Source organism: Pseudomonas sp. NPDC088444 (assembly GCF_044900175.1).
In the GTDB taxonomy this organism is placed as follows: domain Bacteria; phylum Pseudomonadota; class Gammaproteobacteria; order Pseudomonadales; family Pseudomonadaceae; genus Aquipseudomonas.
This window is the reverse complement of sequence record NZ_JBJDNK010000018.1, coordinates 31,175-57,382: the sequence shown is the minus strand read 5'-3', so window position 1 is coordinate 57,382 and position 26,208 is coordinate 31,175. Positions and strand designations below refer to the sequence as shown.

Here is a 26,208-nt window from a genome sequence, read left to right as displayed (position 1 = left end):
GCGTCGCTTGGCAGGAGGGGTTACTGCGCCTTTGGCGCGTCCCCCCAAGAGGCTTCGATCAAGTTTTTCAGGTCTGTTGGAATCGGCGCGAAATCCAGTGAGCGCGCGTGTTCCTGGCCGCTTTCCAGTGTCCAGCGGAAGAAGTCCTGCACGGTTTTCTGACGATCAGCGTTTTTCGGCTGTTTGTACACAACGATGAACGTCGCGGCGGTGATCGGATAGGCCTTTTCACCCGGTGCGTTGAGCATCGACAGGTCGAAGTCCTTGGCGTTTTTCCAGTCTGCCGTGGCGGCCGCCGCCTGGAAGGATTCGGTGCTCGGCACCACGAAATTCCCTGCCGCGTTCTGCAACAGACCGAAATTCAGGTTCTGCTGCTTGATGTAGGCGTACTCCACGTAACCAATCGAATTCGGCATCTTCTTCACGTAGGAGGCCACGCCCTCGCTCCCCTTGCTGCCGATACCGACCGGCCACTTGACCGACGTACCTGCACCAATCTTGCCTTGCCATTCCGGGCTGACTTTGGACAGGTAACTGGCCCAGTTGAAGGTCGTACCCGAATCGTCCGAGCGATAGACCACGTTGATGCTGCTGTCCGGCAGTTTCAGGCCGGGGTTCAGCGCCACCAGAGCCGGGTCGTTCCATTTCTTGATTTTGCCGAGGTAGATGTCCGCCAGCACCGGGCCGTTGAACTTGATCGTGCCAGGCTTGATCGAGTCGACGTTGATCACTGGCACCACGCCGCCAATCACCGACGGGAATTGCTGTAGGCCCAAGGTCTGAAGATCGCCCGATTTAATCGGCATGTCAGTGGCGCCGAAGTCAACGGCGCCTTCCTTGATCTGCGCCACGCCCGCGCCGGAGCCGATGCTCTGGTAGTTCACCTTGACGCCGGTTTTCTGGTCGTAATCAGTGGCCCATTTGTAGAGCACCGGATAGATGAAGGTGGAACCGGCACCGGTGACTTCCTGCGCGGCAATGGCGCTGTTCATCAGAGACAGATTGAGCGCGATGCCAAGGCCTGCGGCCAGCACCATTCGGGAAAGCTGAAACATGGATGACTTCCTGTGATCGAGCGACATCGGGGTGTGATGTCCTAATGGGATCACAGTAATCAGCACGTTTTTATGACAGAACGTTGCTTTCACTATCCAGTTGGCTCCCACAGCGTGGGCGTCGGTCCTGAATTCATGGCCCGACACAGAGCAGTGGGAGCCGGCTTGCTGGCGAAAGCGTCGGGTCAGATAAACAGGTGTCGACTGAGCTACCGCATTTGCGAGCAAGCAGGCTCCTGCAAGAGAGGCTTTGCAGCGCTCAATAGGTTTGCGAGGAAATGAGAGCCTCAGACGATTCCCGATACCGCGCCAGATTCTCCTCCGCCGCCTGGCGCAACAAGCTGATGTCGATCCCCACCGCCACAAACTGACAACCCCAACTCATGTAGCGCCGCGCATCGTCCTCCGCCGGAGCAAGAATGCCGCAGACCTTACCTGCGGCCAACGTTGCATCGACGGCATGGCGAATCTGTTTCTGCACTTCGGGGTGAGACGGGTTGCCGATGTGGCCCAGTCCTGTGGACAAGTCAGCAGGCCCAATGAACACGGCATCGACGCCTTCAACGGCTGCAATGGCTTCGACGTTCTCCACACCCAGGCGTGATTCCACCTGAACGATCAGGCACAGTTCGTCGTGCGCAGTGTTGAGGTAATTCGGCACGGCATCCCAGCGAGTCGCGCGAGTCAGCCCGCCACCGACGCCACGAATCCCACGGGGCGGGTAACGCATGGCCTGAACGAGAGCGCGGGCCTGTTCGGCGGTTTCCACCATCGGCACCATCAAGGTCTGTACACCGATGTCCAGTAATTGCTTGATCAACACCGCGTCACCCGTCACCGCGCGGACGATGGGGGCCGTCGGGTAGGGCATCACCGCTTGAAGCTGCGCAAGAATGCTCGGCACGGTGTTGGGTGCATGTTCGCCGTCGATCAGCATCCAGTCGTAGCCCAGCCCTGCGACGATTTCCGAGGCGTAGCCTGTAGCAAAGCCAGCCCAGATGCCGTATTGCGGCTCGTTCTTGGCCAGTGCTGCCTTGAAGGCGTTGTGCGGCATTTTCATGAGGGGCTCCTTGTCAATGCGTGTACGGACGATGCAACTGGCACTCGGGGTTGAGCGTCACGCCAAAGCCCGCTTTATCCAGGCGAGACAAACGCATGCGGCCGTTCTCTGGCACCGGCTCACCCAGCAATTGCGGGTGGAACATGGGCACCACCTCATCGGCTCTCGGCGCCATCATCAGGAATTCAGCGAACGGGCTGTTGGTGCGCGTGGCGACGAAGTGGTAACTGTAGACCGACGAGCCATGGGGCACGACCAGCGCGTTGTGCGCATCGGCCAATGCGGAAATCTTGATCAGTTCGGTGATACCGCCGCACCAGCCCACGTCTGGCTGGATGATGTCGCAGCAGCCCATTTCCAGCAGCATGCGAAAGCCCCAGCGCGTGGCCTCGTGTTCGCCAGTGGTGACCAGCATGCCTTTGGGCAAGTTTTTGCGCAGCTCGGCGTAGCCCCAGTAGTCATCGGGGGAGAGCGCCTCTTCGATCCATTTCAAGCCGAACTCCTGGGCACCATGGGCCAGTTTGGTGGCGTAGTTCAGGTCCAGGCTCATCCAGCAATCGAGCATTAGCCAGAAATCCTTGCCCACTCGCTCGCGCATCACGGCCAGTTCTTCGAGGTTTTTGCGCAGACCTTCTTCGCCTTCGGCCGGGCCGTGATGCAGCGGCAGCTTGCCGCCAATGAAGCCCATTTTTTGTGCCAGATCGGGGCGGGCGCCGGTCGCATAGAACTGCAATTCGTCACGCACGGCACCGCCCAGCAGTTGATGAACAGGCTCCTGGCGCACCTTGCCGAGCAAATCCCAGAGCGCCAGGTCGATGCCGGAAATCGTGTTGATGACCAAGCCCTTGCGCCCGTAATACTGGGACGAGAGGTACATCTGATCCCAGATTTTTTCGATGTCGGTGACCTTCGCGCCTTCCAGAAAACGCGCCAGATGCTTTTCGACGATGTAAGCGGCAGGTTCGCCGCCGGTGGTTACCGCAAAGCCGACGTTACCTGCCGAGTCCTCGATCTCCACCACCAGCGTGCCGAGCACGTTGATGCCGAAGCTACGGCGGCTCTGGCGGTATTCGGGGTATTTGCTCATGGGGGTCGCGATGTGGTCGTCGATCCAGTGGCCGTCGCCCTGATCGTGATAATCGGCGCCGCCGCCCCGCAGAACGAAAGCGCGGACGTGCTTGATGGTTGGCGTGCTCATGGAGGACTCCTGTATTTGCGATGAATGAGGATCAGTGTTGAAACGTGGCGAGCTTGTTCGCTTCACTCGGATTGGGCGCGCGGATGCCCATGATCAGAGCAGCGGCAATCAACGTCGTCACCGAGAGCAGATACAGCCCGGCGGTGGGCGTCTGGAAGGCGCCTTCAGCCCAGTTCTTGATAATCGGCGCGATGAACCCGCCCAGTGCGCCGAACGAGTTGATCAGCGCGATGGCCCCTGCCGCAGCGCTGCCTGCGAGGAAGCTGCCGGGGAACGTCCAGAACACCGGTTGCACGGCGATGAACCCGGAGGCCGCGAAGCACAGCGCGAGAATGGCCAGCAGCGGGCTGGTGAAGGCGACGGAAGCGGCAATGCCCAGGCCGGACACCACCAGCGTGAACGCCGCCACCAGGCGACGCTGCCCGGTGCGGTCGGCAATCGCAGGTACGCGCCAAGCCGCGAGCAATGCGCAGACCCAAGGGATGGCGCTGACCAGCCCGACCATGAAACCCACTTTGCTGCCCATCAACCCCGCGACCTGGCTCGGCAGGTAAAACACCACGCCATAGACGCTGGCTTGAATCAGCAGGTAAATCACGCACAGGTAGAGCACGGCCGGTTGGCACATGGCCTTGAGCACACTGCCGTGAGCCTGTTTCTGGCTGTCCTCGGCATCGAGCACGGCTTGCAACTGTTTGCGTTCGTCGCTGCTCAGCCATTGGGCATCGGCAGGGCGATTGTCGAGATAGAAATACGCCCAGATGCCCACGACGCTTGCCATCAAGCCTTCGACAGCGAACAGCCATTGCCAGCCGTGGCTGCCGAGCACGCCGTCCAGTTCCAGCAACAGCCCCGACAATGGGCTGCCGAAAATGAATGCCAGCGGCGCGCCGAAGTAGAAAAAGCCCATGGCTTTGCCCCGCGCAGCGTGGGGAAACCAGTAGGTGAGGTAGAGAATCACGCCGGGGAAGAATCCGGCTTCGGCCACGCCCAGCAAGAAGCGCAACACGTAGAAGGTGGTTTCGTTGTGGGCAAAGACCATGGCGGCGGACACCAGGCCCCAGGTCACCATGATCCGGCACATCCACAGCTTGGCGCCGACGCGGTGCATGATCAGGTTGCTGGGCACCTCCAGCAGCGCATAACCGGCGAAGAACACGCCCGCGCCGAATGCGAACGCCGCGTCGCTGATGCCGGTGTCGACTTGAAACGCCTGTCTGGCGAAGCCGACGTTGGCGCGATCCAGGAACGCCATGATGTACATCAGCAGCAGGAAGGGCAGCAGACGCCAAGAGACCTTGGCCAGCAAGGCAGCAGGGAGTGTGTTCACGACAGTGTCCTTTTTGGAATTATTTGACTGCGTACGGCACTGACTCTAGGCCGCAGAGCGATGCGCGACCAATCGTTTTTAGCTTAGGATCGATACCTTCACGGTATCGTTATGCGGACGTTCGCCATGCCTGATCACTCGCCTCAACACTTGTTCAGCCGCCTGCGTTACAAGCATTTGCAAATGCTGGTGGTGCTCGGCTCCAGCCAGAACCTGCATCGCGCCTCGCTGAACATGCACATGTCGCAACCTGCCGCGACGCGCATGCTGCATGAGATCGAAGACATGTTCGGTTGCGAGTTGTTCGAGCGCCTGCCACGCGGGATGCGGCCCACCGCATTGGGCCGTGAGTTGCTGCGCTTCGCTGAATCGGCCCTCAGCGGGCTGGATCGTTGTGCGGCCGACTTACAGGCGCGTCAGCAAGGCGGTTATGGCTATCTGGCGATCGGCACGATCATGGGGGCTGCGCCTGATCTGGTGATGAATGCCGTCGCCGAGATCAAGGCCCTCAATCCGCAATTGCGCCTTCGCATCATGGGCGACACCAGCGATCAGATCATTCAGTTGCTGGAGCAAGGCCGGATCGACTTGGCCATCGCACGGCGCAATGCTACGACTGATCACGAGCACTACGCATTCGAACCCTTGGGCAACGAGCAATTGATGGTGGTGGTTCATCAAGGCCATCCGCTGGCGTCGCGGCGTACGCTGGACTGGGCCGAGCTGGTCAGCGAATGGCCGTGGATTCTGCAACCGGAAAGCAGCCCCGCCCGCATCGCTTTCGATCAGGCGCTGGAGCGGCGCTCTTTGCCTGCGCCTGCCGACGTCATCGAATGCAGCTCGGTGTATTCGATGCAGCAATTGGTGCAACTGACCGACGCGATCATGGTGCTGTCCGAATCGGCTTTGCGCGATTACTTGAAAATGGGGCTGGTCAAGGCGTTGCCAGTGAAGATCGAAGAACGCATGGCGCCGTTCGGTTTATTGACGAGGCGTGGGGAGTCCGCCAGTCGCGAGCGCACGCAATTCATTGCGTTGTTGCGCCAGCGGGCGGCGGAGCAGACGTCCATCGGGGGTTGACCTCGCGCTGTGCGAATTCGCAACACCCGGTATAGACTCCAGAGGGTCTTTTCAGGATCGGCCGAGATATGAAAGCGCCAATTCCGTTGTATGAAGAAGAGCGCCTGAAGGCGCTGCATGGGCTCGACATTCTGGACACGCCCCCCGAAATCGCCCTCGACCGGATCACCCGTCTGGTGGCTCGGGTGCTGGACGTACCGATTGCGCTGGTTTCATTGGTCGATGAAGACCGGCAGTGGTTCAAATCCAAGGCAGGCTTTGAGGCGAGCGAGACGCCCAGAGAAATGGCCTTCTGCGCACATGCCATCCTGCAAACCTCTCCGCTGGTGGTGCCTGACGCTGCTGAGGACGAGCGTTTTCGTGATAACCAGCTTGTCACGGGCGCGCCCCACATTCGCTTTTACGCAGGCGTACCCATTCGAACCAGCAAAGGCTTCGCCGTCGGCACGCTGTGTGCCATCGACGAACGTCCTCGTCAGTTGACCCAGGAAGAGATCGACACCCTGCGCGATCTGGCCGATGTCGTCAGCCGCGAAGTGCAATTGCGTGAAAACCTGATGCTGGCCCGGCTTCAGCGCAATCGTTCAGAAGCGTTGTTCAAGGCCAGTGAAGCGGGTTATCGCTCGATGTTCGAGCTGGCTTCTGTGGGCATCGCGCTGGTTGCGCCTGACGGCGGCTGGATCAGCGTTAATACCGCGTTGTGCGAAATCCTCGATTACACGCCGGATGAGTTGAAACATCTGACGTTCCAGGACATTACCCACCCCGATGACCTGAACAGCGACATGGAACTGCTGCAGCAATTGATCGACAACCGGATCGACCGGTATCAGATGGAAAAACGGTATGTGCGCAAGGATGGCAAGTCCGTCTGGGTCAACTTGAGTGTCACTAAAAAACTTTCGGAAGAGGGGCATCTGGAGTATTTCATCTCCATCATCCAGAACATTCAGGCGCGCAAGGAACTGGAGCAGGAGGCCCGTCACGATGCGCTGACCGGCCTCTACAACCGGCGTTCACTGGATTCGTTGCTGCCTATGGCGCAGGCGCGAGCTGACCGTTCCACGCTGCAAATGGCGCTGATGTTCATTGATCTGGATGGTTTCAAAGGAATTAACGATACCTACGGCCATGACGCAGGTGATGATCTGTTGCGTAGCATTTCTGCCCGGTTACAGAGCAGTGTGCGTCGTACCGATAGCCTGGTCCGGCTGGCGGGAGACGAATTCATCGTGATTCTGGAAGGCATCATTCCGGGCGCCGATGAGGCGCGGGAAGTGGCGAAGAAACTGCTGGCGGCCATTGCCGAGCCGATCATCATCAAGGGCGATGTGATCCGTACCAATGCCAGTGTGGGGTTTTCAATGTACGAGCCTGGCTCCGGCAAAGCGTCAGACGAGTTGATGCGCGAGGCCGACCGCTGGATGTACAAGGCCAAGCATTTGGGGAAAGGGCGGGTGATGCCGTAGCGGGCGATCGCTTTTGATTCTGGCCGTAGGCCGTAGGAGCCGGCTTGCTGGCGAAAGCGGTGTGTCATTCATTGAATTGTCGAATGGCACACTGCTTTCGCCAGCAAGCCGGCTCCCACAATGATCGCGTCAGGATGAAAACTGACGCGGATCATCCCATCAATGCAACTTCATCCGAGGCTCTGTCCCGCGCCCGATTCGGCTGCCCAGCATCAGCATCAACGTGCGGAACGTGCCGTACAGCGCCATCTGATGCATGCGGTACAGCGAGATGTAGAACATCCGCGCCAGCCAGCCTTCCAGCATCACGCTGCCCGTCAAGTTACCCATCAGGTTGCCCACTGCCGAGAACTTCGACAGCGAGATCAGCGAGCCGTAATCCTTGTACTGGTACTCCGGCAGATCGCCGCCTTCGATACGTAGCTTCAGCGATTTGACCAGCAGCGAGGCCTGTTGGTGTGCCGCTTGAGCACGAGGCGGGACGTTGCGGTCAGTGCCTTTTTGCGGGCAGGCGGCGCAGTCGCCAAAAGCAAAGATGTTGTCATCGCGAGTGGTCTGCAGCGTCGGGCGCACTTGCAGTTGATTGATGCGGTTGGTTTCCAGACCGTCGATGTTGTCCAGAAACGCCGGAGCACGAATGCCTGCGGCCCAGACTTTCAGCGTTGCCGGAATCACCTGACCGGCTGCCGTCACCAGCGCATCGGCGGTCACTTCGCTCACGGCGGCGTTGGTCAGCACGGTCACGCCGAGCTTTTCCAGTGTGGTGTGTACCGGCCCACCGATGCGCTCAGGCAAGGCAGGCAAGACGCGAGGGCCTGCTTCGATCACCGTGATGCGCAGGTTTTCCGGTTTGATCTGGCCCAGGCCGTAAGCGGCCAGTTCGTGGGCCGCGTTGTGCAGCTCGGCTGCCAATTCGACGCCCGTTGCACCCGCCCCAACAATGGCCACATTGATCTGTTCATTGGCCGCTAACTCACTGGCGTGGGCGCGCAGGTAGCGATTGAGCAGTTGCTGGTGGAAGCGCTCGGCCTGCTTGCGGGTGTCGAGGAACAGACAGTGCTCGGCTGCGCCCTTGGTGCCGAAATCGTTGGTGGTACTGCCAACGGAAATCACCAGCGAGTCGTAATCCAGCGTACGCGCCGGGACCAGCTCAGTGCCTTGTTCGTCGTAGGTCGCGGCCAGTTGGATGCGCCTGGTTTCGCGATCAAGGCCGGTCATGCGCCCCAACTGGAACTGGAAATGATTCCACTTGGCCTGCGCCACGTAATTCAGCTCGTCCTCATAGGAATTGAGCGAACCGGCGGCCACCTCGTGCAGCAGCGGTTTCCAGATGTGGGTCAGATTGGCGTCTACCAGCGTGATGCTGGCCGTGCCTTTCATGCCCAGGGTTTTACCCAGGCGGGTAGCCAGCTCCAGACCACCAGCGCCTCCGCCGACGATCACGATACGATGAGTCATGGGGATATCTCATAAGGCTTAAGGAATTCTCTTTTGGCTCTATCCGAGCGAGCGCCAGGCAGCTCATAGCGTCAGATAGCTCAGTAAACGGCTCAACAGGCCCAGTCCAATGACCACGCCCAACACCAGCACAAGGAGCAGCCAGGGCCGAAAAGGCCGACGCTCGACTTGGTGCTGGGGCGCGCGAAGGTATTCTTCGACACGCTTCTGGTCGTCAGGGTTCAGGCGGCTGGTCATATAAGCCTCGTCATGAACATTGATCGACGTCAGCGGACGGCGATCGGCGATGCGTTAACCTCGTTGACGACAGACTCCGGCCATGGGTTACACCGGATTTCAACGAACAATGCCGCTTTGTAACATTCGCGCGGAAATTGCGCCATCACAGGCTGATGCCGACATCGAAGACCACACTGCGGCCCAGGTTGGTGCGTAGAAAATCCGGCGCATCGGGGTGTGCGAACAGCACGCGAGCGAACGTCGGCCCGACCAATGAAAGTGAACGCCAGCCTTGTCGCAGGTATTCCGTGGGGGGAGGGAAGTGGCTGTTCAGATCCAGCACTTCGCGCTTGAGGCTGGCGAACGCGATGATGTCCAGCTCGCTCAAATCCAGCCCGCGTTCCTTGTAGTTGTGGGCCTTTTTGCGCAACGTCGGTGCCAGGCGGCGCAATAGCTCAGACGCGGGAATCCGCTTGGGTTTGGCTTCGCGCCGTACCAACTGACTCAGGGAAAACGCACTGCGGCGGCGCTGCAATTCTTCGCGCCACTCATCGTTGAGGCGCCGGCCTTCGTCGAGCACGAAGAACACCTCAAAACACGCATCGCGAAACAGTACGTCCGGCGGCTCTTGCCCGGCGGGCAGGAAATCGTCGGTGCGATGCGAAATGTTCAGGCCTTGCAGCAAGCGCTGGCACACCCAGCGCTCACGTTCCCATTTACGCGCATTGGACAGAAACGTATTGGCTTGCTCGGCCTGGATCGTCAGCAGACGCAGGTAGTCGGAATCATCCATGAGGGAGAGCTTAGCGCTCTGGTGTGAAGATGAGGCGTCTGGCGGGACATAAAGTTGAAGACGGATTCCTGTAGGAGTGAGCTTGCTCGCGATTGCGCCGTGTCATTCACCTTATGCGTTTCTGAATTGACGCAATCGCGAGCAAGCTCACTCCGACAAAGAGCAGCCTACAAATCCCGCTGCTTCCTGAACTGCCCCGGTGGCATGCCGTGGGCGTGGCGGAAGCGTCTGGAGAAGTAGGCTTCGTCCGCAAACCCACACAGCCTCGCCACTTCTCCCACAGGCTTGTTGCCATTGAGCAGCAGCGTGCGAGCCAAATGCATGCGTCTTTCCAGCACCAATTCACTGAAGGTTTTACCCACTTCCTTTCGCAGCCAATGGGTCAGGTAATTAGGCGACAGAAACGCCGCAGACGCCGCTTTTTTCAGGCTCAGGTCCGGGTCGCTGAGGTTCTTGCGCACGTATTCGGACATCCGCGCCAACGCATCCCGACGGCTGCGTTCGGCGGCGTTGTCATCGGCCATCAGCTTGATTGGCTCGGCATACAGCTCACAGATCATGCCGATCAATTGCAGCAAACACCCCTTGAGGATTTCCCGCGTGCCGAACTGGCGGTTCTGATCCAGCGTGCGCATGCGGTCCAGCAACCGCTGAATTTCGGCGAAATCCTGTGCGTTCAAGGTGAAGTCCAGATGCTCCTGAAAGCGGAATGGCGACAGCTCCGGCGCCAGGGCAATAGGCACGTCTTCCAGGTCAAGCGGGTCGCATTGCAACTGCGGTAACAGGAACGTTTGTTCGAAGTTGATCAGCAGGAAATTGCCTTCCGGCGGGTGAGGGATCAGGTGCAGTTTGTGCGGCAGAATGAACGCCAGCGTGTTGCGCGGAAAGGGCCGCACCACGCCGCCGATGTGCTGCACGGTGTCGCCGCCCAAGTTGATCTGGATCTGAAAATATTCATGACGATGGGGCGCGGTTTCAGGCTTCCCTTCGGTCTTGCCACGGATATAGAAATCCGGCCGCTCACTGCGTTGCTGCATGCCATAGGTGGGAATGCGAGTGGCAGAGTCCATCGTGAATATCCTCATTCGTCTGGTTTTTATTGTCGGTCGTCCTATGACTTGATTCAAAACCTTTCTGTTCGACGATGCCAGTTGTTTTGTCCAAAAAAACGATCAGTCGCGTTGAAAAATTAACCGCTCTACATCAGGCATTTTGGGCATGTTTTTGGTTTTTTATGGCATTCGGCGGCCGTAGGAATTTTTTGGACAAAGACTGACGCCAAGGGCCTGAAATCCAAAAACGTTCTAAGCAGCGTCTTGTTTAAAACCTGTCGTACGATAACTTTTAGGTGCGCTTCATTACTCGATTCCAATAAAAACAACGAGGAATTCTCATGTCGAGCAATCCTGATATTCAGGCTGCTGTGGTCGCCCCCATGGCTGCTGCACCCGCCCGTCCCGTGTCTCATCGACGCTGGTTCATGCTTTCGCTGTTGCTGATCGCGACGATCATCAACTATGTGGATCGGGTCAACATCTCCATCGCCGCGCCCTTCATGGCCAAGGATCTGGGTCTGGATAAAGTCCAGATGGGCCTGATCTTTTCCGCATTCGCCTGGACCTACGCCTTTGCGCTGGTGCCTGCCGGATTTCTCGCCGATCGTTTGGGTTCGCGTCTGACGTACGGCGTTTCGCTGATCTCATGGTCGGCGGTCACTGTATGCCAAGGATTGGCCGGCGGGTTCGCCTCGCTGTTCGGCATGCGTCTGGCCATCGGTGCTATGGAAGCGCCTGCGTTTCCGGCCAACAGCCGAGCGGTCACGGTCTGGTTCCCTGCCCGGGAACGTGGCCTGGCCAGCAGTATTTACGTATGCGGCCAGTATCTGGGCACCGCTTTGTTCACCGGTTTGCTGCTTTGGCTGGCGACCACGTATGACTGGCGCCACGTGTTCTACAGCACGGGCATCGTCGGCATCGTGTTCGGCATCGCCTGGCTGTATCTGTACCGCGATCCGCTGAGCTGCAAGAAGGTGAGCAAGCAGGAGCTTGAGTACATTGAGGCTGGCGGCGGTCTGGTCAAAAACAGTCAGGACAAGAACAAGTTCAAGTGGTCGCAAGTCGCGGAGTTGTTCCAATACCGTCAGGTCTGGGCCATCTGCATTGGCAAATTTGCCAACACCTCGGTGCTGTATTTCTTCCTGACCTGGTTTCCGACGTACCTGATCGAAGAGCGTCACCTGACCATGGTAAAGGTCGGCATTTTCGCGATCTTGCCGTTCATTGGTGCAACGGTGGGCGTATTGCTGGCTGGCGTTGTTTCGGACTGGCTGATTCGTCGCGGCGTCTCGCTGTCGTTCGCTCGCAAGTTGCCGCTGGTCGTAGGATCAGCCTTGGGCATGTCGATCATGCTGGTGAACTTCACCGACTCCAACACCCTGTGCATCGTCTTGCTGACCATCGCCTTTTTCGCTCAAGGCATCGCTTCGGCTTCGTGGGCGGCCGTGTCGGAAATCGCCCCGAAAGAGCTGATTGGTCTGACCGGCGGGATCACCAGTCTGGCCGCGAATATCGGCGGCATTGTGACGCCGATTGTCATCGGTCAGATCCTCCACGTATCAGGTGGTTTCGCGTGGGCGTTCTGGTTCATTGGTGGCCTGGCGTGCATGGGCTCCCTGTCTTACTCGCTGTTGCTGGGCCGCATTTACCGCATTCAGCTCAAGGCCAAGTAAGCGTTTCGAATGTGTGTGTGACCTTCTGCCGTCGTGGGCAAAGGCGTACGTGAGTGCGCCTTTTTTCTGCCCGCACATTGAGTTTTTTAGTCCAGCGCGAACACGGTTTTGTCCAACTTTGTGGCGTGTTGATCCCGTAGTCTCAGGGTCAATCGCCCGCAGACAACCATCCGGACCGGGCCATAAGGAATATCCATGAGCAACTTCGTATTTGAACCGACCCGTATTGCCAGCCTGCCGGTCAGTGGCAGCGAGGGGCGTTTTCCCGTCGCTCGCGTGTTTTGTCTGGGGCGCAATTACCACTGGGGCGATCCGCAGAGCGGTGTGCGCGAAGTGCCTGCGTTCTTCATGAAGCCAGCGACCTCGGTGATCGATGCCCAAGGCGAACTGGACTTCCCGACCCAGACCGAGCAGTTCTGCCACGAGATCGAACTGGTAGTCGCCATCGGCAAAGGCGGCTTCCAGATCAGCGAAGAACAGGCGCTGGAGCACGTTTGGGGGTATGCCGCAGGCCTGGATCTGACTCGCCGCGACCTGCAAATGGCCGCCAAGGCCGTGGGCAATCCCTGGGAGCCTGCCAAAGCGTTCGACGGCTCGGCGCCGATCACGCCGATTCAACCTGCGAGTGCTGGCAAGCATCCGAATCAGGGCGCGATCTGGCTCAGCGTCAATGGTGTGGAACGGCAGCGTTCGGATCTGGAAAGCCAGATCTGGTCAGTCAGCGAAGTGATCAGCCAGCTCTCTCATTCCGTCAGCCTGCGGGCGGGCGATCTGATCATGACCGGCACACCGCCCGGCGTGGCCGCCTTGCAGGAAGGCGACGTGATCAACGGCGGCATCAGCGGCATTGGCGAATTTGAAGTCCGGGTCGGCAGCCGTCGCGCTGACTGACACCTCGAAACGCATCACAGGAGAACAACAATGACAACGCAAACCCCTTCGAAAATTGCCTTGGTGACCGGAGCAGGAAGCGGCATCGGTCGCTCTGTTGCACTGGGCCTGCTGGAAGACGGCTACAACGTCGTGGTGACCGGTCGCCGTATCGAGCCACTTGAAGAGTTCGTCGCGCAAGCTCGGGAGCAGGGGCATGAAGCCTTGGCCGTTTCAACTGATGTGCGCGATCCGGCCAGCGTCGACAGGCTGTTCGCGACCATCGAAGAGGTGTATGGCCGCCTCGACGTGGTGTTCAACAACGCAGGCGTCAATGCGCCTGCCGTGCCGATGGATGAGCTGCCTGTCGACACCTGGTTGAAAGTCATCGACACCAACGTGACCGGGGTTTTTCTGTGCAGCCGTGGCGCGTTTGGCCTGATGCGCAAACAGTCGCCACAGGGTGGCCGCATCATCAACAACGGCTCGATTTCTGCCCACGTGCCGCGCCCGTTCACCGCGCCGTACACCGCCAGCAAACACGCCGTTCTGGGGCTGACCAAAAGCCTGGCGCTGGACGGTCGCGAGTTCAATATCGCGTGCAGCCAGATCGACATCGGCAACGCGCTGACCGAGCTCTCGGAGCGCATGACCCGAGGCGTGCGTCAGGCCAATGGCTCGATTGCGGTGGAGCCGATGATCGACGTCAAACACATCGCCGATGCCGTGCGTTACATCGCCGCGCTGCCGCTGTCGGCCAACGTGCTGAACATGACCGTCATGGCCACCAACATGCCTTTCGTGGGCCGTGGTTGATCCCTTTGGGCATTCGATGCGAGCGAGACTTTTATGAAACCTGAAATCCTGCAACTGAACCCGATTCTGATCCCGGAAATCAGCGCCAAACTCAACGAGCGCTACACCGTGCGTCCCTACTATTTGCAGGCCGACAAAGCGGCTTATCTGGCTGAACATGGCGCGAACATTCGTGGTGTGGTGACGGGTGGGCACACCGGCATCACTCGCGCAGTGATGGAGCAATTGCCGAACGTTGAAGTGATCGCGGTCAATGGTGTCGGCACCGATGCTGTGGACTTGGCCTACGCCCGGGATCGTGGCATTCGCGTCACGGCGACGATTGGCGCGTTGACCGAAGACGTTGCTGACCTGGCCATCGGTTTGCTGATTTCGGCGTGCCGTGGGCTGAACACGGGCGACCGCTTCGTGCGCTCCGGGCAGTGGGCGACCAGCCCGACGCCGCTGGCACCGCTGCCTCTGGCTCGCCAGTTCAGCGGCATGCGCGTGGGCATCGTCGGTCTGGGCCGAGTAGGGCGCGCTGTGGCGACGCGGGCAGCGGCGTTCGGTTGCCCGATCAGCTACACCGACCTCAGCGCCATGAGCGACGTGCCCTACACCTTCGTCAGCGATCTGGTGGAGCTGGCTCGCCAGAGCGATGCATTGATCGTCGCGGCCGCTGCCGACAAGGCCAAGGGCATCATCAACGCCCAAGTGCTCGAAGCGCTGGGCCAAGAGGGCTATCTGATCAACGTGGCACGGGGCAGCCTGGTGAATGAGCCGGATCTGATCGCAGCGCTGCAATCAGGTGCTATTGCGGGGGCCGGGCTGGATGTGTTCGTCGATGAGCCGCGGGCGCCCGCTGAGTTGTTCGATCTGGAAACCGTGGTGCTCCAGCCTCATCGCGCCAGCGCCACCGTACAGACCCGCACGCGTATGGGCGAAATGGTGCTGGCGAGTCTGGCGGCCGTGCTGGAGGGGCGTGAGCCGGTGGGCGCGGTGGCGTAAGCCTTCGATTCGCTTTTGATTCTGGGCGAAGTCCGTAGGAGCGCGGCTTCTCCCGCGATCTAGCGCGCAGCGGCGGAAAAATCAGGCGTATTCGTCGTCTCAGGTACACCGCGTCAGCCGCGTTTGCTGCCGGTTCCCGGCAGATCGCGGGACAAGCCGCGCTCCTACGGGCCTCACCCGGAATCAAGACTGTGTCCCGCCAAGCTCTGGGTCAAAACCCCGCCGACCCCAACGCCAGCTCTTCCACCAGAAAATCAATGAACGCGCGGGTCTTCAACGGCACCCGACGGGCCGACGGATACACCGCGTTCACCGAAATCGCAGGCGCTTGCCACTCGCACAACACCGGCACCAGTCGGCCATCGGCAACGGCGCGTTCGATGATGAAATTGGGCAGCAGCGCGATGCCCATTCCCGATACGGCGGCCTGCGCAAGAATGTCGCCGTTGTTCGCGTGCAGTGGCCCGCTCACCGTCACGCGCTGGGTTTCCTTACCGTTGCACAGTTGCAGGCTGATACCGCTCTGCAAGTAGCCGTAGCTGAGGAATTGGTGGTTCGACAGATCTTTTGGGGACTGGGGCACGCCATGTTTGGCCAGGTACTCGGGCGAGGCGACCATGATGCGCGGCGCCGGAGCCAGCGAGCGGGCGACCATCGAGGAGTCTGGCAGGCTGGCGATACGAATGGTCACGTCAAAACCGCCTTTGACCGGGTCGACCTGCTGGTCGCTGAGCACCACCTGCAACTCGACGTTGGGGTGCCGCTGGTTGAACAGCGGCAACAGCGGTCCCAGGCGACTCAAGCCAAACGACATGGGGGCGTTGACCCGCAGTACGCCACGAATCTCGCCCATCCCGGTTCGTGCGCGTTGCTCGGCCTCATCCAGCGAGGCGATGACATCACGACAGGCGTCGTAGTACTCGGCGCCCGCTTCGGTCAGGTGCAGGCTGCGCGTGGTGCGTTGCAGCAATTGCACGCCGATGGCCTCTTCCAGCGCCTGAATCTGTTTGCTCACTTTCGAGCGCGGTACATCGAGGGCGCGAGCCGCTGCGGCGAAGCCATTGGCCCCCACAGTGGCCACAAATGCGCGCATGCAATCGATACGGTCCATTAACGTCCCTAATATGGAAACAATGAGTCTCGATTCTATGGGATTGTTCCGTGATCGCCTAGTCCGTAAATTTACTCCCAAGCCAGCAAGCAAACAGCTCAACCGGTCAAGACCACCGAGCTAGAGCGGCCAACCATTACCGACCATTATCGAATCGAAAAGGAACATGCCATGTCTATCCGCGAACTGCTGAACCCAACCAACTCCGCTCTGATCCTGATCGATCACCAGCCACAGATGGCTTTCGGCGTGCAATCGATCGATCGGCAGACACTGAAAAACAACACCGTGGGTCTGGCCAAAGCCGCCAAAATCTTCAACGTGCCGACCATCTACACCTCGGTCGAAACCGAAAGCTTCAGTGGTTACATCTGGCCTGAATTGCTGGCCGTGCACCCGGATCAACAGCCCATCGAGCGCACCTCGATGAACTCTTGGGAAGACAAGAAACTGGTCGAGGCCGTCAAAGCCACCGGGCGCAAGAAGCTGATCATTGCGGCCCTCTGGACTGAAGTCTGCCTGAACTTCCCGACGCTGGACGCACTGGCTGAAGGCTACGAGGTGTACATCGTCACCGACGCTTCGGGCGGCACATCCAAAGAAGCTCACGACATGTCGGTCCAACGCATGATTCAGGCCGGTGCCGTACCTGTGACCTGGCAACAAGTGCTGCTCGAATTCCAGCGCGACTGGGCGCACAAGGAAACCTACGAAGCGGTCATGCAACTGGTGCTGGAACACAGCGGCGCGTATGGCATGGGTGTCGATTACGCTTACACCATGGTGCACGGTGCCCCACAGCGCAAACTGAGCTGATCCCTCCATCAACGACACACATTCTTACACCCGAAGGCGTGAATAAAATCACGCCTTCGGGTGTTATAGCGTTCGACGCGCAGACTGTTTCAGAAGGTGTAGGCTGCTCTTGATCCGGATACGGAGGAGGTCGCTGCCATGATAGGAGCACAAGTACTCACACCTGAAACCATGACCCTTGGCTGGCTCATCTATGTGCCCGTGATTCTTTGGGCGTTGTGGCGTAGCCCCTGGCTGGAATTGATCACCGATACCCGACGTCAGCACCTGCTGTTCGGCACGGTGTTCGCGTTGTTCCTGCTCTGGCTGTTGCGGCGGGATTTCGACACTGGCGTTTCCTATCACTTTCTCGGCATGACCGCCGTGACCCTTCTGCTGAACTGGCCGCTGGCGATCATTGGCGGCTTGTTGGCTCAAATCGGGATGATGGTCGTGGGGCATCAGGACCTCGCGCCCTTTGGCATCAACGGCCTGCTGCTCGTGGGGTTGCCGGTGCTGGTGACTGAAAGTTGTTTTCTGCTGGTCGAACGCGCTCAACCGCGAAGCCCTTTCACTTACATCTTCTGCTCAGGTTTTTTCGCGGCCGCGCTGACGGCGCTGGCGTGTCTGCTATTGGCAATGAGCTTGCTGTGGGTCGACGGCTTGTTCGCCATGCCCGAATGGCTGGGTGATTTCGTCGGCTACCTCTGGCTGATCATGTTTCCCGAGGCGTTTATCAACGGCGTGGTCGTCACGGCGCTGGTGGTGTTCTGCCCCGAATGGCTCGACACCTTCAACCGTGCGCGATACCTGTCCGATGCCTGGGTGGATGATGGGGATACGTGACTTTCGATTTGTCGATGATCGTTCCCACGCTCCGTGTGGGAACGCATCCGCCGACGCTCCGCGTCTAATCTCAATGCTGCCGCGGCTCGAAATCACCTGAAAACAACTCATCCTCCGCATCCGGCGCGACGGGAATCGCATGTTCTTCCGACGCCCAGGCGCCCAGATCGATCAGCTTGCAACGGTCCGAACAGAACGGTCGAAACCTGCTCTCAGGCGTCCATTCCACAGGGGCTTGGCAGGTTGGGCAATTGACGGTCACTGGTTGGCTCATCATCGGCCTCCACGCAAAGTTAGATAAAAGTGATGCAGCCGCTCGACCTCGCTTTTCAGCCAGGCCGGATCGCGGTCGTTGACGATCACATCGTCAGCACGGCTCACGCGTTCCTCACGGCTGGCCTGGGCTTTCAGAATCGCCCGGACCTGTTCCTCGTTGGTCTTGTCACGCAGCACGGTGCGTTCGATTTGCAATGCTTCCGGCACGTCAATCACCAGCACACGCTGCACCATTTGATGCTGGGACGTCTCCAGCAACAGCGGCGAAACCAGAATCGCGTAAGGCGATTCGGCGCGGGCCAGATATTGACGGATCTCCTCGCGAATCAGCGGATGCAACAGACCTTCAAGCCAGACCCGCTGTTGCGGATCCTTGAAAATCAGCTCCCGCAATGCCGCACGATTCAGCGTCCCGTCGGCCTGCAACACCTCGTCACCAAAGTGTTCGGCAATCTGGGCCAACGCCGGGCGTCCCGGCTCCACCACCCAACGCGCCGCCTGATCGGCGTCCACCAGGTGAATACCCAAATCGACGAAGCACTGCGCGGCGGCACTCTTGCCGCTGCCAATGCCGCCTGTCAGGCCAAGAATCCAAGGTTGTGTTACGGAAGATGTCATCGGAAACCGGCGATCTGCAAATACGAAGACGTTATTTGATCACCCCAGAGCAACGCGATCCACCCCGCAATGGCCAGATAAGGCCCGAACGGAATCGGCGTGCTGGTTTGCACATTGCGCAAACGCAACAGAATCAGCCCCAACACCGCGCCGACAATCGACGACAACAAAATCGTCAACGGCAAAATCTGCCAGCCCCCCCAAGCCCCCAGCATCGCCAGCAGCTTGAAATCGCCATACCCCATGCCTTCCTTGCCGGTGATCAGCTTGAACAGCCAAAACACACACCACAGCACCAGATAACCCGCCACCGCCCCCCACAAGGCATCGCTCAAGGACGCGAACAGACCGAAAGAATTGACGATCAACCCCAGCCACAACAGCGGCAACACGATTGCGTCCGGCAACAACTGGTGATCGGCGTCGATCAGACTCATCGACAACAGACCCCAACTCAACACCAACACCGCACCTGCCTGCCAACCGAAACCGAAATGCCAGGCCACGAAGGCCGACAACAGACCACACGACAGCTCGACCAGTGGGTAACGCTTGCGGATCGGGGCTTGGCAGCTTGAGCACTTGCCTTTGAGCGCGAGGTAACTGATGACCGGAATGTTCTCCCACGCACGGATCTGATGGGAGCAGTGCGGGCAGCGAGAGTGGGGGAGGATCAGGTTGAAGGTTTCGGGTTGCGGCTCGGGAGGGAGTTCCAGCACTTCTCGGGCCTGGATCTTCCAGTCGCGCAGCATCATTTTCGGGAGACGGTGAATCACCACGTTGAGGAAACTGCCGACGAGCAGGCCTAAAACGAGGGCGCAGAAAACGAAGGCCAGCGGGGAGCTGGCCAGGAAGTCGGGGAGGGACATGTTAAACGACGTTTCCGAGCTGGAAGATGGGGAGGTACATCGCGATGACGAGACCGCCGACGATGACGCCGAGGACTGCCATGATCATGGGTTCCATCAGCGATGTGAGACTGTCGACCATGTTGTCGACTTCCTCTTCGTAATAGGTGGCCACTTTGTCGAGCATGGAATCGAGCGCACCGGACTCCTCGCCAATTGCGGTCATTTGCACGGCGAGCATCGGGAATACGCCGGTGCTGCGCATGGAGAAGTTGAGTTGCATGCCTGTGGAGACGTCTTGTTTGACTTTTTGCACCGCGTTTCTGAACACGACGTTGCCGGTCGCGCCTGCCACTGAATCCAGTGCATCGACGAGTGGCACACCCGCAGCGAAGGTGGTGGCGAGGGTCCGTGCATATCGGGCAACAGCCGATTTGTAGAGCAGAGGGCCAATAACGGGAATCTTCAACATCCCTCGGTCTACCTGATCACGAAACTTCGCTGAGTTTTTATAGGCTCGCCGGAATGAGAAGAACGCCGCAATGACGGCTAGCAGAAACATATACCAATAACTTTGCACCGCCTCGGAAAGACCAATCACCATCAGCGTGAATGCGGGGAGTTTTGCGCCAAAGCCGGCAAATACCGACTGAAACTGGGGGACAACCTTGATCAGCAAAATGCCCGTTACGATGAACGCAACGATCACGACTGCGATGGGGTAGGTCATGGCTTTCTTGATTTTCGACTTCAAGGACTCTGTCTTTTCCTTGTAAGTCGCAACGCGATCAAGCAGCGACTCCAGTGCACCCGCTTGTTCACCGGCATCGACGAGGTTGCAGAACAAGTCGTCGAAATATTGAGGTTTCTGGCGTAGAGCGGTTGCAAAGCTGTGGCCCGCAGCGACCTCTTGCTTGATGTCATCCACCAGTTTGCGCATGTTCGGGTTGGCGGAGCCTTCGCTGATGATGTCGAAGGACTGCAGGAGTGGCACCCCGGCTTTCATCATCGTCGCCATCTGACGGCTGAAAAACGCAATATCCAGCGGTTTGATTTTTTTGCCCGAGCCGAATATCGATACGGCTTTTTTTCGGACCTTGGTCGGGTTGATCCCTTGCTTGCGCAATTGCGCCTTCACCAGAGCAGGGTTGTGACCGTTGATTTCTCCCGTCTGCTTGGCGCCCTTTCTATCCAGTCCCTCCCAAACGTACACGCTGACTTTTACTGCTTTGGTCGCCATGCTTAATCCTTGGTCACCCGATTGATTTCCTCAAGGCTGGTCACGCCTTGCATGGCCTTGAGCAGGCCAGAGGTGCGCAGGTCGTTGAAACCGTCCTTGCGCATTTGCTCGGAAATTTCGATGGAATTGCCTTCTTCCATAATGACGCGCTCCAGCGCGGGCGTACTTTTTACGACCTCGTAAATCCCCACACGGCCTTTATAGCCTGCGTTGCACTGATCGCATCCCACAGCAGAGTAAAGCTTGAACGAGCCGATTTTCGACTCCGGGAAACCTTCGGCAATCAATGTTTCTTTCGGAATGTCGACTTCTTTCTTGCAGTGCGGGCACAACTTGCGAGCCAGTCGCTGAGCAATGATCAGGTTGATCGCCGTCGCGATGTTGAAGGCGGCGACGCCCATGTGGTGGAGTCGGGTTAGGGTTTCTGCCGCGCTGTTGGTATGCAGTGTTGAAAGCACCATGTGACCGGTCTGTGACGCCTTGATCGCAATTTCGGCGGTTTCAAGGTCTCGAATCTCACCCACCATGATGACGTCCGGGTCCTGACGCAGGAACGCGCGCAAGGCCTGCGAGAAGTCCATTCCCTGGCGTGGGTTGACGTTGACCTGGTTGATGCCCTCCAGGTTGATTTCGACCGGGTCTTCCGCCGTGGAAATATTGATGTCCGGCGTGTTGAGAATATTCAGGCCCGTGTACAGCGACACCGTTTTACCCGAGCCTGTGGGACCAGTGACCAGAATCATGCCTTGCGGCTTGCTCAAGGCGTCCAGATACAAGGCTTTCTGGTCCGGCTCATAACCCAGCGCGTCAATGCCCATCTGGGCACTGGTCGGGTCGAGAATCCGCATCACGATCTTTTCGCCCCACAGCGTGGGTAGCGTGTTGATCCGGAAGTCGATAGCACGGCTTTTGGAAATGCGAAGTTTAATTCGGCCATCCTGAGGTTTACGGCGTTCGGAGATGTCCAGGCCGGACATGACCTTCAACCGCGCGGCGATGCGCCCTGCCAACTGAGTGGGCGGTTTGGCCACTTCGTGAAGAATGCCGTCAGTGCGCAGACGCACGCGAAACACTTTTTCATAGGGTTCGAAGTGCAAGTCCGAGGAGCCCAGACGAATGGCATCCATCAGCATCTTGTTGACGAAGCGGACCACGGGAGCATCGTCGGCATCTTGCCCGCCAATGGACGTCTCTTTGCTCTCGTCGACCGTTTCGATTTCAAGACCAAGGTCGACGTCTGCCAACTCACCCATGCCACTGTGAGCGTCGAACAGCTTGTCGATGGCGAGCGTCAGTTTGTCGTCTTCAACCAGAATCGCCTCGGTGTTGAGGCCGGTGCTGAACTGAATGTCCGTGATTGCCTGATGGTTGGTGGGATCAGATATCCCGATGAACAGCTTGTTGCCACGACGCCATAACGGCAGTGCCGAGTGTTGGCGAACGAGCTTTTCGCTGACCAGCCCTTTAGGCTGACTTTCTTTGTCCAGTGTGTTGAGGTCAAGAAAAGGGAGTCCGAACTGGTCAGAGGCCATTTCAGCCAGTGTCAGGCTTTTGACCAGCTTGTTCTGCACCAGATAACTGACCAGCGAAATCTTGTCACGACGGGCCTGTTGATGGGCCTGCTGAGCAGCTTTTTCATTCAAAAGTTCGGCAACCACCAATTGTTTGGCCAAACCTGTAAGCACGACATCAGTCATCAAAACCACCGAACACAGACAGTGTGTGGTTTATAGCGCAGTCGGGCTTTGCTGCCAAATGAACGGGTAGCGAGTGACAATATTTGTCACTTTCTGCTGTGTGCTGACGCCGTTGCGACGCCATTTATCTGCAAGCGGGCTTGTAATTGCTCACATCGACATTGGCACGGCGTGTGCGTCTATGCTCACCGAGCAGCACCAAATTGACGATCGGAGATGTACGTTATGCAATCACAAAAAGGCTTCACCCTTATCGAACTGATGATCGTGGTCGCGATCATCGGTATTCTCGCCGCTGTCGCCATTCCGGCTTACCAAAACTACACCTTGCGCGCGCAGGCCTCTGCACTTCTGGCAGGGCTGGATTCGGCGAAATTGGGTGTGGCGGAGAACTTTTCGAATGGACTTACGGGTACCGCACTTTGCAACAACATGACGCTGGGGACTGGGCAAACGTGCACGAGCGGTACATTGGTCGCAACCCGCAGTAACCCTACCGTTAGTGTTACCCTAGCTCCATCCGTTCCAACTGCAACGGCGACCTCGACCGGCCAGAGCATCACTTGGGCATGTACCGTCTCGCCTGCCGCCGCGGCACCTAGTGCTTGCACCGGTTCCTGATTCACATATCTCTCTTGAAAAAAGGCGCTTCAAGCGCCTTTTTTCACAATTGCTTAGATATTCCATGATGGTATTAACGTCCAGATCCGCAGGATTGATGTTCCTGGCTTTGCTCACCGCGGTACCGGTGGTTGTTCCGTATTTCTACGGGCATAACTGGCAACGAGTAGACCAGATCGCTGTGGCAGGGCTTGCGGTCATTTTCTTATGTCGCCTGATGTTCAAGTCAGGGGGACTTGCATTCTCTCGGACGTTCACGTGGGCGTTCGGTCTGATCGTCATGCTTGCTGGTTTTTCCAGCTTTTATTCCGACAAGCCTGATTGGGCGCTGTGCGAAGTGTCACTGGCCCTTGCATGCTGTGCGATTAGTTGCAGTGTCGCGGAATTCAGAAGAGGGGATGGCGTCTTTCTGGATGGTGGTTTGATCACTTTCATTTTTGCCATTTGCCTGATCAAGACGTTGCAGTTTTTGATTTCCACATTGGCCGGGTTTGTGACCTCCAATGGCACGCTGGATCTCGCTCTTTTGGTTGAAGGCTTCTCCAATCGACGTTTCTACGGCCAGTTTCAGACATTCACTCTCCCATTGCTGGCCGTTCCCCTGTTATTGCCGGGATTGCGCCGTTCGACCAAAGCCTGGGTGCTTGCGTTGCTGGGTATCTGGTGGCTGATTGCGATTGTGGGCGGGACGCGCGGCACATGGTTGGGGATGGCTGTGGCGGGCGCTGTGATGCTTGCGTGTGGTCCGCAAGGCGTTCGATGGTTGCGTTGGCAGGTAATCGCTGCTTTTGCAGGACTGGTGTTGTACTGGGTACTGTTCAGTGTGCTGGCAGATTTTCTCGGGATCGAACTCGTCAACTCCGCGTCCGGGCGCTTAACTACCACGCTGTCCGCTCGTGACGTGCTCTGGTCTCAGGCGTGGGAAATGATCAGGGCCAAGCCTCTTCTGGGCTTCGGTCCGATGCACTTCGCCAATATCCACAACCCGATCGCCGCTCACCCGCATCAGGCAATCCTGCAGTGGGCTAGCGAGTGGGGCCTGCCTTCGACCATTTTGGTCGGCTGGCTAGTGCTGCGCGGTGTGTGGGCGGTCTTTCGGCACATTCGAACAAAAAGCGCATCCAGTGAGCGAGTGGATCTTTTGCGCATCTGCCTGTTTGCCAGCCTAGTCGGTGCGCTTACGCAGTCGATGGTCGATGGCGTGATCGTCATGCCGTACTCTCAGCTCTGGCTGTCCATTGTAGTCGGGTGGCTCATGGGCATTCATGAGTGGCCTATCGGTCGGCCATCGTTTGGTCTATGGAGGCGGCAACTGTGGGGCACCGCGATGGCCCTTGCCATTGGATTTTTGGGGTACGTTGCGATTCGCGACTTCCCGAATCTGGAGGCGCGTAACGAACAGTTCGGTCGGGATTTTGGTGGTAATTACCAACCTCGCTTCTGGCAGCAGGGCGTCATCGCCACCAAGCCGCAGTAGCAGTTGCCGCAAAATGACAGTCCTGATAGCTTGCTGTTCCAACGCCGAAATAGCTCAGTCGGTAGAGCAGCGCACTCGTAACGCGAAGGTCGCAGGTTCGATTCCTGTTTTCGGCACCATCTCTCCTCCAGCGCGATGGACGGCAATTCTCAGCTCGGAAAGCGTGAAGTCCTCGCGTTCGTTCACCAGGGTCTTGCGATCTTTTTCAGCCGTTAAAAAAGAAGGTCGAGTGGATTTTTTCTCTAGGTTGATGTTTCTGCCATCGTTGAGCTGCGTACAGACCGTCCCCGAATTTTTCACCCGTCAGGTCCAACCGTAATGGATCTGGTGCAGCGTCAGACGCTGCTCAAGCGCTTTATGCCGTTGATGATGCAGTGGGGTGTGACAGGGTACTCGGCGGCCGTTTCTTTAGGGCTTTCCGTGCTGTTTGCGCGGAGCATGGGGTCTAGCGCGTTCGGTCATTACACTTACATCTACGTGCTGGCCAGCGTTCTCGTCCTGGCTCAGGATGTCGGCTTCAATACGCTACTGCTGCGCGAGCGCGCTGCGCCTTCTGCAAATCTGCAATCGCATTGCGATCAGCTTCCTACCGTGGCGCTGTTGCACCTGCTTCTAACAACGGTTCTGTTTGCCGCTGTCGCAGGTGTCTTTTACAACTGGGTCGACGCTCCGTCGCTGATGTCCGGCATCTTGTGTTTTGCGACGATTACGTTGATGCAATGGCAGTCATCGTGGTTCAAGGGGGCGGGAAAGTTTGAGCGTGATGCGGCGTTTCTTTTTTGCAGTCGTACTGTCAGTGCACTGTTTGTTTTGGTTGCGGTACTCACGATCGGCCCCTCGCCACCAGTGGTATTCCTTGCCTGGAGCGCAGGCTTGCTACTGACGTTGGCGTTGCATCACAAGCACTTTCCGACGCTGGTGAGCATCGAGTGGAAATTCCCTGTGTGGGCCTACCGCAGCTCATTGAGCTTTTTTGCAGTGGGTCTCGCCTCTGCCCTATATCACCAGATCGACATCATCATTTTGAGAAACCTTTTGGGGGAAATTCCAGCGATTGGTCACTATGCCGTTGCAACGCGTATCCAAGACGGATTGATGCTGCTGGCGACACCGGTTGTGTTGATGTTGTTTCGACGTATGAGAGTGTTGGCGATGCAGCCAAGAGCGGGTAACCGTTTTAGCCGAAACGCCGTGTTTGGTGCCGTGCTCATCGGCGTCGCCCTGGCGGTGGTTGGGTGGAACTTTGGACCTTGGGTCGTTGGAATACTTTTTGGGAATGTCTATGCCGAAGGCGCCCATAAGCTGATTCAGTTGCTGTTTCTGGCGTTGGTCTTCGCGTTACCAAATTACGTCTTGGAGCAGAATGCGATTGCCACGCAGCATGAGCGGCTGCTTGCTATCAGCTTCTTACTGGCGCTTACGGTTAACGTGATCCTGAATTTTTACCTGATTCCGGTCATTGGCGTAGAAGGGGCTGCGTGGGCGACTATTTTGACTGAAGTGGTCCTTTGCGCAGTTTTGACCTGCGGGCTGAGGCGGGAAGTGTTTGCGTAAAGCGCATCGAGCCGCAAGCGTGGTGCTAGGCAGGGCTACATTCCTTCATGGGTAGAGCAGCG

At 58.2% G+C, this 26,208-nt stretch carries 25 protein-coding genes and 1 tRNA gene; 12 read left to right on the top strand and 14 right to left on the bottom strand.

The genetic code is table 11. The features are described 5' to 3' along the window. Positions 1–20: 20 nt before the first annotated feature. The 4 genes from pstS to ACI2KB_RS26735 all read right to left on the bottom strand — a co-directional run bounded on the left by pstS (position 21) and on the right by ACI2KB_RS26735 (position 4,643). Positions 21–1,055 carry a phosphate ABC transporter substrate-binding protein PstS gene (pstS, locus tag ACI2KB_RS26750; protein WP_404639694.1) on the bottom strand — a complete coding sequence of 345 codons (1,035 nt, stop codon included), beginning with the start codon at positions 1,053–1,055 and terminating at the stop codon, positions 21–23. Positions 1,056–1,314: 259 nt separating this feature from the next. Next, positions 1,315–2,115, bottom strand: coding sequence for an aldolase/citrate lyase family protein (locus ACI2KB_RS26745; RefSeq protein WP_404639692.1), 801 nt, complete (start codon positions 2,113–2,115; stop codon positions 1,315–1,317). A 13-nt stretch (positions 2,116–2,128) separates the two neighbouring features. After that, positions 2,129–3,313 (bottom strand): L-rhamnonate dehydratase, encoded by a 1,185-nt coding sequence (gene rhmD, locus ACI2KB_RS26740; RefSeq protein WP_404639690.1) that lies wholly within the window; start codon positions 3,311–3,313, stop codon positions 2,129–2,131. Between the two features lie 31 nt (positions 3,314–3,344). Then, positions 3,345–4,643 carry an MFS transporter gene (locus ACI2KB_RS26735; RefSeq protein ID WP_404639688.1) on the bottom strand — a complete coding sequence of 433 codons (1,299 nt, stop codon included), beginning with the start codon at positions 4,641–4,643 and terminating at the stop codon, positions 3,345–3,347. 126 nt (positions 4,644–4,769) lie between these two features. On the opposite strand from ACI2KB_RS26735, the gene ACI2KB_RS26730 reads away from it, so the two are divergent. Beyond that, the gene (locus ACI2KB_RS26730) at positions 4,770–5,723 is read left to right on the top strand and encodes a LysR family transcriptional regulator (RefSeq protein WP_404639686.1); all 954 of its coding nucleotides are present in this window, start codon (positions 4,770–4,772) and stop codon (positions 5,721–5,723) included. 68 nt (positions 5,724–5,791) lie between these two features. Next, positions 5,792–7,192, top strand: coding sequence for a diguanylate cyclase domain-containing protein (locus ACI2KB_RS26725; RefSeq protein WP_404639684.1), 1,401 nt, complete (start codon positions 5,792–5,794; stop codon positions 7,190–7,192). Between the two features lie 159 nt (positions 7,193–7,351). Here the strand turns inward: ACI2KB_RS26725 and ACI2KB_RS26720 are convergent, their stop codons facing one another. The 4 genes from ACI2KB_RS26720 to ACI2KB_RS26705 form a co-directional block, all read right to left on the bottom strand. After that, positions 7,352–8,650, bottom strand: coding sequence for an NAD(P)/FAD-dependent oxidoreductase (locus tag ACI2KB_RS26720; protein ID WP_404639682.1), 1,299 nt, complete (start codon positions 8,648–8,650; stop codon positions 7,352–7,354). 63 nt (positions 8,651–8,713) lie between these two features. Then, on the bottom strand, positions 8,714–8,887 hold the full coding sequence (locus tag ACI2KB_RS26715) for a DUF3094 family protein (RefSeq protein WP_404639680.1): 174 nt from the start codon (positions 8,885–8,887) through the stop codon (positions 8,714–8,716). Positions 8,888–9,032: 145 nt separating this feature from the next. Further along, complete coding sequence (locus ACI2KB_RS26710; RefSeq protein WP_404639678.1) at positions 9,033–9,662, bottom strand: DUF1780 domain-containing protein; 630 nt, start codon at positions 9,660–9,662, stop codon at positions 9,033–9,035. A 167-nt stretch (positions 9,663–9,829) separates the two neighbouring features. Continuing rightward, positions 9,830–10,732: a helix-turn-helix transcriptional regulator gene (locus ACI2KB_RS26705; RefSeq protein ID WP_404639676.1), complete on the bottom strand. Its 903-nt coding sequence runs from the start codon at positions 10,730–10,732 to the stop codon at positions 9,830–9,832. A 323-nt stretch (positions 10,733–11,055) separates the two neighbouring features. Between ACI2KB_RS26705 and ACI2KB_RS26700 the strand changes: the two genes are divergently transcribed. The 4 genes from ACI2KB_RS26700 (at position 11,056) to ACI2KB_RS26685 (ending at position 15,063) form a co-directional block, all read left to right on the top strand. Beyond that, positions 11,056–12,390 (top strand): MFS transporter, encoded by a 1,335-nt coding sequence (locus ACI2KB_RS26700; RefSeq protein ID WP_404639674.1) that lies wholly within the window; start codon positions 11,056–11,058, stop codon positions 12,388–12,390. A 189-nt stretch (positions 12,391–12,579) separates the two neighbouring features. Further along, on the top strand, positions 12,580–13,281 hold the full coding sequence (locus ACI2KB_RS26695; protein WP_404639805.1) for a fumarylacetoacetate hydrolase family protein: 702 nt from the start codon (positions 12,580–12,582) through the stop codon (positions 13,279–13,281). Positions 13,282–13,311: 30 nt separating this feature from the next. Then, positions 13,312–14,076, top strand: coding sequence for an SDR family oxidoreductase (locus tag ACI2KB_RS26690; protein WP_404639672.1), 765 nt, complete (start codon positions 13,312–13,314; stop codon positions 14,074–14,076). A 33-nt stretch (positions 14,077–14,109) separates the two neighbouring features. Beyond that, on the top strand, positions 14,110–15,063 hold the full coding sequence (locus tag ACI2KB_RS26685) for a 2-hydroxyacid dehydrogenase (RefSeq protein ID WP_404639670.1): 954 nt from the start codon (positions 14,110–14,112) through the stop codon (positions 15,061–15,063). 211 nt (positions 15,064–15,274) lie between these two features. On the opposite strand, the gene ACI2KB_RS26680 is transcribed toward ACI2KB_RS26685, so the two are convergent. Further along, the gene (locus tag ACI2KB_RS26680; RefSeq protein ID WP_404639668.1) at positions 15,275–16,174 is read right to left on the bottom strand and encodes a LysR substrate-binding domain-containing protein; all 900 of its coding nucleotides are present in this window, start codon (positions 16,172–16,174) and stop codon (positions 15,275–15,277) included. A 171-nt stretch (positions 16,175–16,345) separates the two neighbouring features. On the opposite strand from ACI2KB_RS26680, the gene ACI2KB_RS26675 reads away from it, so the two are divergent. Both ACI2KB_RS26675 and ACI2KB_RS26670 read left to right on the top strand, forming a co-directional pair. Beyond that, positions 16,346–16,990: a hydrolase gene (locus ACI2KB_RS26675; RefSeq protein ID WP_404639666.1), complete on the top strand. Its 645-nt coding sequence runs from the start codon at positions 16,346–16,348 to the stop codon at positions 16,988–16,990. A gap of 138 nt (positions 16,991–17,128) precedes the next feature. Next, positions 17,129–17,815 carry an energy-coupling factor ABC transporter permease gene (locus ACI2KB_RS26670; RefSeq protein ID WP_404639664.1) on the top strand — a complete coding sequence of 229 codons (687 nt, stop codon included), beginning with the start codon at positions 17,129–17,131 and terminating at the stop codon, positions 17,813–17,815. Positions 17,816–17,885: 70 nt separating this feature from the next. On the opposite strand, the gene yacG is transcribed toward ACI2KB_RS26670, so the two are convergent. The 5 genes from yacG to pilB are packed head-to-tail and all read right to left on the bottom strand — an operon-like array spanning position 17,886 to position 22,494. Beyond that, positions 17,886–18,089, bottom strand: coding sequence for a DNA gyrase inhibitor YacG (yacG, locus tag ACI2KB_RS26665; RefSeq protein ID WP_404639662.1), 204 nt, complete (start codon positions 18,087–18,089; stop codon positions 17,886–17,888). Continuing rightward, positions 18,089–18,709, bottom strand: a complete 621-nt coding sequence (gene coaE / locus ACI2KB_RS26660; RefSeq protein WP_404639660.1) for a dephospho-CoA kinase — start codon at positions 18,707–18,709, stop codon at positions 18,089–18,091. The genes yacG and coaE overlap by 1 nt, the downstream gene beginning before the upstream one ends. Then, positions 18,706–19,578 (bottom strand): prepilin peptidase, encoded by an 873-nt coding sequence (locus ACI2KB_RS26655; protein WP_404639658.1) that lies wholly within the window; start codon positions 19,576–19,578, stop codon positions 18,706–18,708. Before ACI2KB_RS26655 ends, coaE begins: the two co-directional genes overlap by 4 nt. Before the next feature lies 1 nt (position 19,579). Beyond that, positions 19,580–20,797, bottom strand: coding sequence for a type II secretion system F family protein (locus ACI2KB_RS26650; protein ID WP_404639656.1), 1,218 nt, complete (start codon positions 20,795–20,797; stop codon positions 19,580–19,582). Positions 20,798–20,799: 2 nt separating this feature from the next. Next, positions 20,800–22,494 (bottom strand): type IV-A pilus assembly ATPase PilB, encoded by a 1,695-nt coding sequence (gene pilB, locus ACI2KB_RS26645; RefSeq protein ID WP_404639654.1) that lies wholly within the window; start codon positions 22,492–22,494, stop codon positions 20,800–20,802. A gap of 225 nt (positions 22,495–22,719) precedes the next feature. Here pilB and ACI2KB_RS26640 point away from each other — a divergent pair, with 225 nt between their 5' ends. The 4 genes from ACI2KB_RS26640 to ACI2KB_RS26625 all read left to right on the top strand — a co-directional run bounded on the left by ACI2KB_RS26640 (position 22,720) and on the right by ACI2KB_RS26625 (position 26,146). Next, a complete protein-coding gene (locus ACI2KB_RS26640) occupies positions 22,720–23,115 on the top strand; it encodes a prepilin-type N-terminal cleavage/methylation domain-containing protein (protein WP_404639652.1) in 396 nt (131 codons plus the stop codon). A 181-nt stretch (positions 23,116–23,296) separates the two neighbouring features. Continuing rightward, positions 23,297–24,592 (top strand): O-antigen ligase family protein, encoded by a 1,296-nt coding sequence (locus tag ACI2KB_RS26635; RefSeq protein ID WP_404639803.1) that lies wholly within the window; start codon positions 23,297–23,299, stop codon positions 24,590–24,592. A 43-nt stretch (positions 24,593–24,635) separates the two neighbouring features. Next, positions 24,636–24,711, top strand: a tRNA-Thr gene (locus ACI2KB_RS26630). Positions 24,712–24,910: 199 nt separating this feature from the next. Continuing rightward, positions 24,911–26,146 (top strand): lipopolysaccharide biosynthesis protein, encoded by a 1,236-nt coding sequence (locus tag ACI2KB_RS26625; protein WP_404639650.1) that lies wholly within the window; start codon positions 24,911–24,913, stop codon positions 26,144–26,146. Positions 26,147–26,208: the final 62 nt, after the last annotated feature.